This is a genomic window from Nocardia sp. CA-135398 (genome assembly GCF_050955845.1).
Classification (GTDB): Bacteria; Actinomycetota; Actinomycetes; order Mycobacteriales; family Mycobacteriaceae; genus Nocardia.
In genome coordinates, this window is record NZ_CP192084.1 from 8680457 (window position 1) to 8687529 (window position 7073).

Annotated in this window: 8 protein-coding genes; all 8 read right to left on the reverse strand. The window is 64.2% G+C overall.

Annotated elements, in window-relative coordinates:
- Positions 1-222 precede the first annotated feature (222 nt).
- Positions 223-1251 carry a ParB/RepB/Spo0J family partition protein gene (locus ACQP1T_RS38590; protein ID WP_433757879.1) on the reverse strand — a complete coding sequence of 343 codons (1029 nt, stop codon included), beginning with the start codon at positions 1249-1251 and terminating at the stop codon, positions 223-225.
- A 25-nt stretch (positions 1252-1276) separates the two neighbouring features.
- On the reverse strand, positions 1277-2230 hold the full coding sequence (locus tag ACQP1T_RS38595; RefSeq protein WP_371856367.1) for a ParA family protein: 954 nt from the start codon (positions 2228-2230) through the stop codon (positions 1277-1279).
- A 657-nt stretch (positions 2231-2887) separates the two neighbouring features.
- The gene (rsmG, locus tag ACQP1T_RS38600; RefSeq protein WP_433757880.1) at positions 2888-3622 is read right to left on the reverse strand and encodes a 16S rRNA (guanine(527)-N(7))-methyltransferase RsmG; all 735 of its coding nucleotides are present in this window, start codon (positions 3620-3622) and stop codon (positions 2888-2890) included.
- A gap of 120 nt (positions 3623-3742) precedes the next feature.
- Positions 3743-4261 (reverse strand): protein jag, encoded by a 519-nt coding sequence (locus ACQP1T_RS38605; RefSeq protein WP_433762544.1) that lies wholly within the window; start codon positions 4259-4261, stop codon positions 3743-3745.
- A 146-nt stretch (positions 4262-4407) separates the two neighbouring features.
- Positions 4408-5502 (reverse strand): membrane protein insertase YidC, encoded by a 1095-nt coding sequence (gene yidC / locus ACQP1T_RS38610; protein WP_433757881.1) that lies wholly within the window; start codon positions 5500-5502, stop codon positions 4408-4410.
- A 4-nt stretch (positions 5503-5506) separates the two neighbouring features.
- Positions 5507-5860 carry a membrane protein insertion efficiency factor YidD gene (gene yidD, locus ACQP1T_RS38615; RefSeq protein WP_084483836.1) on the reverse strand — a complete coding sequence of 118 codons (354 nt, stop codon included), beginning with the start codon at positions 5858-5860 and terminating at the stop codon, positions 5507-5509.
- Positions 5857-6288: a ribonuclease P protein component gene (rnpA, locus tag ACQP1T_RS38620; protein WP_433757882.1), complete on the reverse strand. Its 432-nt coding sequence runs from the start codon at positions 6286-6288 to the stop codon at positions 5857-5859. The genes yidD and rnpA overlap by 4 nt, the downstream gene beginning before the upstream one ends.
- Before the next feature lie 21 nt (positions 6289-6309).
- Positions 6310-6453 (reverse strand): 50S ribosomal protein L34, encoded by a 144-nt coding sequence (gene rpmH / locus ACQP1T_RS38625; RefSeq protein ID WP_083898281.1) that lies wholly within the window; start codon positions 6451-6453, stop codon positions 6310-6312.
- Positions 6454-7073: the final 620 nt, after the last annotated feature.

Sequence of the window (7073 nt, forward strand, 5' to 3'; positions counted from 1 at the left end):
GCGATCAAAGCGAACCCGCCTCATTCCACGTCGCAGTGTTTGATTTGCGGCGTTCCCGGTGCCCTACGCGGTTACGCAAGCTACCGCGTCCGGGCCCGTCGCTCACGCCGCTGTGCTGTTGTAAGGAGCCCCTCCGTAGGCCGATTTTCCGCGCCGTCACAGTGACGTTTCGACGCCGAACACCCGCCTACCGGAAACACATGGCTATTTCTGCCATTTCTGTCACGTGCCGAGCTGCTGCTGCTCCATCATGCCTACGATGCGTTCGAGGTCTTCGACCGAACCGAATTCGACGACGATCTTGCCCTTCCGCTTGCCGAGGCTCACGGTGACGCGAGTGTCGAAGGACTCCGACAGCCGCTCGGCCACATCCTGCAAACCCGGCATATGAATCGGCTTGCGCCGGGCGGCAGGGGGAGCGGCCGTATCCGGATCCCGGTTCGCCAGGGTGACGGCTTCCTCGGTGGCCCGGACCGACAATCCCTCGGCAACGATGCGGGCGGCGAGTACCTCTTGGGCGTCGGCGCCTGCCTCGAGACCGAGCAGCGCGCGAGCGTGTCCGGCGGACAGAACACCAGCCGCGACCCGACGCTGCACCGGGATCGGCAGTTTCAACAGGCGAATCATATTCGTCACCACCGGCCGGGATCGACCGATTCGGGCGGCCAATTCCTCATGGGTGACCTCGAATTCCTCGAGCAGTTGCTGATAGGCCGCCGCCTCTTCGAGCGGGTTCAGCTGCACCCGGTGGATGTTCTCCAAGAGGGCGTCTCGCAGCATCGCGTCGTCCGCGGTCTCGCGGACAATGGCGGGGATCGCCGCGAGCCCGGCCTCCTGGCAAGCGCGCCAACGGCGCTCACCCATGACGATCTGATACTTGTCCACCCCGGGCTCGAGCCGACGCACCACGATGGGCTGCATCAGGCCGAATTCCTTGATGGAGTGCACCAGTTCGGCGAGCGCCTCTTCCTCGAAGACGTGGCGCGGCTGCTTCGGATTCGGCTCGATCTGCTCCGGCGGAATCTCGCGATAGGTCGCACCGCCATCCGACAGCTGCTCATCGCTGGGGTCGGGAACCCGATGCAGGAAGGCGGAAGCCGGTTGCGGTCCGATCGGATCGACGCCGATGACGACATTGGCTGCGGCACTGCCGAGTCCAGGTGTGGCACCGAGTCCCGGTGTGGCCGCCGGCCCCGTCGGAATCAACGCGGCAAGTCCGCGGCCTAGCCCGCCCTTCTTCGCCTGAGTCATCGGCTACCGACCCTTTCCTCGTTCGTCATTGCGCGCGCTCTGCCGCACCCGGTCGAATCACCGTGCGCGCGGCCATTTCGCGACCGGCGTCCAGATAACTCATCGCACCCCGGGAGCCTGGATCATAATCGAGAACCGTCATGCCATAGCCCGGCGCCTCGGAGACCTTCACACTGCGGGGGATGACCGACTTCAGCACCACATCGCCGAAGTGCCCACGCACCTCCTCGGCGACCTGGTCGGCCAGTTTGGTTCGGCCGTCGTACATCGTGAGGATCACCGTCGAGACATGTAGTTCGGGATTCAGGTGCGCCTGCACCAGGCCGATATTGCGGAGCAGCTGTCCGACCCCCTCCAGCGCGTAGTACTCGCACTGGATCGGAATCAACACCTCCTTGGCCGCGACGAGCGCGTTGACTGTGAGCAGACCGAGCGACGGCGGGCAGTCGATCATCACGTAATCGATGTCGTACCCGGCGATATTGGCCTCCTGGATGGCGGCCTTGAGCCGCCCCTCCCTGGCCACCATGGAAACCAATTCGATCTCGGCACCGGCCAGATCGATGGTCGCCGGAATGCACAGCAGACGCTCACTGTGCGGGCTCTGCTGAATCGCATCCTTCACCGACACCTCGCCGATGAGGAGTTCATAACTCGACGGGACGCCCGAGTGATGTTCGATGCCCAGGGCGGTGCTGGCATTGCCCTGGGGATCGAGGTCGATCACGAGAACCGTCATCCCGGTATGCGCCAAGGCGGCCGCAAGATTCACGGCGGTTGTCGTCTTCCCGACGCCACCCTTCTGATTGGCGATGGTGATGATCCGTTGCTCGTGCGGTTTCGGCACTGTCACCTTTCCTGGATGCAATATCTGGCTTGCACGTTGGGCTTCGGCCGCTATCGGGGTCTCACTGGGGGAGATGTGCCCGAACGGTGTGCTTCCGAATGCCTCCGCGTCGAAGGTGCTGGAGTCCAGCATCCCCGGCACGCGCGACGTTGTTTCCCGTGAAACATTCGCCGGACCGCTCGACATAGACAGCTCCTAACGCGAGAACCTCAGATCACATGCGCCCGACCGAATTCGGCGCCGTGTCATCACTAGCTGTGTCGGATCGAACTTGATGCTCAATCGGGACCGCGGCGCCCGATCGACCGAGCGGAGCTCCCGCCGCTGCGACACCCACATCCACCGTGGCACCAACGCTCACGCCCGACGCTCACTAGCTTGCCAGCACTCAGCGCGATAAGAAAGCTGAATCGCGGCATCGCACAAAGGACACGCAAATCTGCACCGAATCGCGTCGCCGCGAACAAGTTTGACGCGCCCGATTCGCTGTTTCACATGAAACATGAAGTCCCGGACCGGCGCCGAAGTTCTGTTTCACATGAAACATCGAATACGCCTCCGCGGCGCGGGGTCTCCACGTCAGGCGCTCTCGCGTCCAATTAGCCTCGCGCAATGGGGGTCAACGATTTCCCCATCCGATGGCACCGGATTCAAAACGTCACGTGAAGTTTCGCGCTGAAGCCTGCCGCAATGTGGACGCCCGGACGCGCCGTTCACAGGAAACCTTGCCGCGATGTGGACACTCGGAGGCGCCGTTTCACATGAAACATTGCCGCGAATCGAGTACGGCTACTTCGACTTCGACTTCCGCGCCGACCTACCGGCCCGACGCGAGGGGCGCTCAGCGCGCGGCAGGCGCTCGGCACTGATCACCAGAGTGGGGGTGGAGACGAGCCCGGCACCGCATTCCAGCACCGTCGCATTTCCCGCGCCCGCCTTCGCCAGTGCCTCACCGTCACGCTCGAGTTCCTCGGCCGCGCTGACTCCTTTGAGCGCGAGCATCCGTCCATGATCGCGCAACAGCGGGACGGACCACTGTGCCAACTTCGCCAGCGGCGCGACCGCGCGAGAGGTCACCACATCGGCGCCGCCCGCTTCCTTCGTCACGCCCGACTGCTCCGCCCGACCGCGCACCACGGTCACATCGAGCCCGGCCGACTCGATGAATTCGCTCAGAAAAACGGTTCGCCGCAACAGCGGCTCGACCAAGGTAATCCGGAGATCCGGACGCGCGATCGCCAATGGGATTCCGGGCAGTCCGGCACCGCTGCCGATATCGACCACGGTGGCGCCCTCCCCGATCAACTCACCGACCACCGCACAGTTGAGGATGTGCCGATCCCATAGCCTCGGCACCTCGCGGGGCCCGATCAGTCCGCGCTCGACGCCAGCAGCGGCGAGGGCGGCACAATACCGACGCGCGAGATCCAGCCGGTCTCCGAAAACCACTGCGGCCGCGACTGGGGGCTCCAGCTCATTCGGCAACGCGGTGATGCCACCGAGATCTCGTTCCACGTGAAACATCCTTCCGAACTCGAGTCGATCAGTGCGGCGATGGGGGCCGGGGGAGGGGAGCACATCCAAGACATGATTAGGGCCTCCGGTCCGAAGACCGGAGGCCCTAATCCAATCACAGAGCGCGATTCAGGCAGGCACCACGACAACGTGCCGATTCGGTTCGACGCCCTCACTCTCGCTGCTGACACCGTCGACGGCGGCGACCGCGTCGTGCACGATCTTCCGCTCGAACGGAGTCATCGGCGCCAACGGCTCCGGCTTACCGGATTCCAGCACCCGCTGCGCCGCGGCGGTGCCGAGCGCACTCAACTCCGAGCGACGCTTGGCACGCCAACCGGCCACGTCGAGCATGAGGCGACTGCGCACCCCCGTCGCCTGCTGCACGGCCAAGCGGGTCAGTTCCTGCAGTGCGTCGAGCACTTCGCCGTTGCGGCCGACCAACTTCGAGAGATCGCGGCCGCCATCGATGCTCACGACCGCGCGGTCGCCCTCGACATCGAGATCGATATCGCCGTCGAAGTCGAGCACATCGAGCAACTGTTCGAGATAGTCGCCCGCGATTTCCCCCTCTTCGATGAGAGCTTCTTCGGCATCGTTCGCGGCGTCGGTGGATTCGGTCCCCGCATCGGCTTCGCCGTTCACCATCGTCGTCGTCGCCACAGTGGCGTCCCCTCCGTCGGTTTCAACAGTCATTTGATTTCCTTCATCTGCTCATCGCGCGCGACCGGCGACTGGCGCCGATCGGAGAACGCGAACAGGGTTGCTCAGAGATCCCGCAAGCGCGCGATGTGTCAGCGCCGTCGCTTCTGGTTGGGTCGCCCACGGTTGCCCGGTCGCTTCTGCCCGCCCGAACGCCGCTGTCCCGCCTTGGACGGGGACTTCGCGGTGCCGTTCGTCGACGGTGCCGCGTCGACCGCGTCCACGGCATCGGCATTCGCATCGACGGGTGTCGCATCGGCGGGTGACTGCTTCTTCTTGACGCTGACCGGCTTCGCACCGGGCTTCGGCGCGTTCTGCGCGCGCTGCTCCAGCTTTTGCTGCTTTTTGACTTCCTCTTCCTTCGCCATGCGGCCGAAGACGAGGTGCTGCTGTCCGTAGGTCCAGATGTTATTGGAGACCCAGTAGAGCAGGATGGCGATCGGCAGGAAGGGGCCACCGACCAGCACGCCGAGCGGGAACACCCACAGCGCGAGCTTGTTCATCATGGCCGACTGCGGGTTGGCCGCGGCCTCCGGACTCTGCCGCGCAACCGAGGCGCGCGCGTTGAAGTGCGTCGCCAGACCGGCGATCACCATCAGTGGAATGGAGACCAGTGCGATGCTCAGCTTGGTCGGCACACCGCCGTAATCGGCGAACGCCTGCAGCTGGCTCGGCGGGCTGGTGATGAAGGCGGAGATGGGAGCGCCGAAGATACGCGCACTCAAGAACGACTGGACGTCGGCGGCGCTGAACACGTAGTTCGGCGTGTGCGCATTGTCGTAGGCCGACATGCCGAGCTGGCCGATGCCGGTGCCGGTGCGGTTGAACGAGCGCAGCACATGGAACAGACCGAGGAAGACCGGAACCTGCGCCAGGATCGGCAAGCAGCCCATCAACGGATTGAATCCGTGATCCTTCTGCAGCTTCTGCATCTCGGTCGCCATCTTCTGGCGATCGTTCTTGTACTTCTTCTGCAGCTCCTTGATCTGGGGCTGCAGCTCCTGCATCTGCTTGGTGGTGCGCACCTGTTTGACGAACGGCTTGTAGAGCACCAGGCGCAGCGTGAACACCAGGAACACCACGGCCAGTGCCCAGGTGAGACCGTTGTCCGCGCCGAACGCGAACCCGAAGACCCGATGCCAGAACCAGAGGATCCAGGACACCGGATAATAAATGAAGTCGAGCACGGCTCTATGCACTCCCGTCGTTCGTATCGCCGATCACCGCGCGCGGTGATCCTTTACAAGCGTGTGGCGCCGACGCCTGCTGGTCGGCGGCTGACTCGTTCCGTTCGCGTGTTTTTCGCTCCGGAACGGGATCCCACCCACCAGGGTGCCAGGGTGCGCATTTCGCCAATCGCACGACCGTCAATCCGAGGCCGACGAACAGGCCGCGGGTGCGTAACGCGGTCACCGCGTACTCGCTACAGGTCGGGGTGAAACGGCATACCGGCAGGCGCATGGGGGAGACATACGTCCGGTAGAGCTCGATCAGGAAAATCACCGTGTTCGCGGGTAGCCGAGCAACGGTGGAGCGCGCACTCATCCCGCACCGGCCACGGTAGCCGATGGGTCGACGATATCGAGTTTGCGCAGCGCGCCACGCAGCTGGCGGAGCAACTCTGTCGAGTCGGTGGTCGCGGCGCCGGGCAATGCGCGGATCACGATGTCGGCATCGGCGGGTAGCTCGGCAATCACCTGACCGCACATATGACGCAGGCGGCGGGCGACGCGGTGTCGTATCACCGCGTTGCCCACCGCCTTGCTGACAATCAATCCGAACCGCGGACCGCCCACACGGACCAACGATCCGGCCTCTGCCGCATCGCTTCGTCGTCCACTCGCGCCCATGATTCCGTCATACCCGTGCATGAGCGCGTGTACGACCAGATCTCGCCTCCCGATTCGCTGGCCGCGGCGCACCGTCCGGGAGAAGTCGGCACGATGATGCAACCGATACGGCTCAGGCAACACCCGAGCGTCCGAGAGCGAGGATCAGGCAGTGAGGGACTTGCGGCCCTTGCCGCGACGCGCGGAAACAATGGCGCGCCCAGCGCGGGTGCGCATCCGGAGACGGAAGCCGTGGACCCGCGCCCGACGACGGTTGTTCGGCTGGAACGTCCGCTTGCCCTTGGCCACGGTCAACACTCCTCGAGTAGGTGGGCACCGTTCGGCGCCCAAAGCTTATTGGTGATACGTCTTTTGCGCGATGAATCGCGAGGTGGTCATCATCGATGCGCGTCGGTCCTGGCGCACGAGGTCGATACGACCCGACACGGTCAGCACAGGACCGCCACCGCACCAAGGGGTGACTGTACGAGGGTACTGATCGGCAAAGTGCGGGTCAAACTCGGCCCACCCATCGCGCGGCTACGCGGAACCGCTCAACTGGAGTCACGCATCCTGGGTATAACCGTGAGTTCGTCCACACCCCTAGGCGTCGGCCCGCACACCCGCTAAGGTACGTAGCCAGAAGATAGCTGCAGAACCGCAGGTCCAGGCCGTATAGCCGCGGAGCGCAACCTCGTTTCACATTTCCCCAGGGTTCTCCACATCTGTGGATAATTGTGTGGAAAGACCCCTGGAGTGGCATATTCGTAGGGCCGACGGTGCCACGCCGCCGCCCGGATGGGGGACCCGGGCAGCGTCCGAACCGGTTACGGACGTTACGCGGAATCACAACATCGACCCAGCCATGGCCGATACTCCGCAGGCTCCGACCGTCTGCTCCTATCGCCTACTTCCGGGGAGGAAACTGC

Bases quoted from the DNA above. Each gene is read 5' to 3' on its own strand.
- ACQP1T_RS38590 (WP_433757879.1), bottom strand. From the start codon at position 1,251: ATGACTCAGGCGAAGAAGGGCGGGCTAGGCCGCGGACTTGCCGCGTTG.
- ACQP1T_RS38595 (WP_371856367.1), bottom strand. From the start codon at position 2,230: ATGCTGGACTCCAGCACCTTCGACGCGGAGGCATTCGGAAGCACACCG.
- rsmG (WP_433757880.1), bottom strand. From the start codon at position 3,622: ATGTTTCACGTGGAACGAGATCTCGGTGGCATCACCGCGTTGCCGAAT.
- ACQP1T_RS38605 (WP_433762544.1), bottom strand. From the start codon at position 4,261: ATGGTGAACGGCGAAGCCGATGCGGGGACCGAATCCACCGACGCCGCG.
- yidD (WP_084483836.1), bottom strand. From the start codon at position 5,860: ATGAGTGCGCGCTCCACCGTTGCTCGGCTACCCGCGAACACGGTGATT.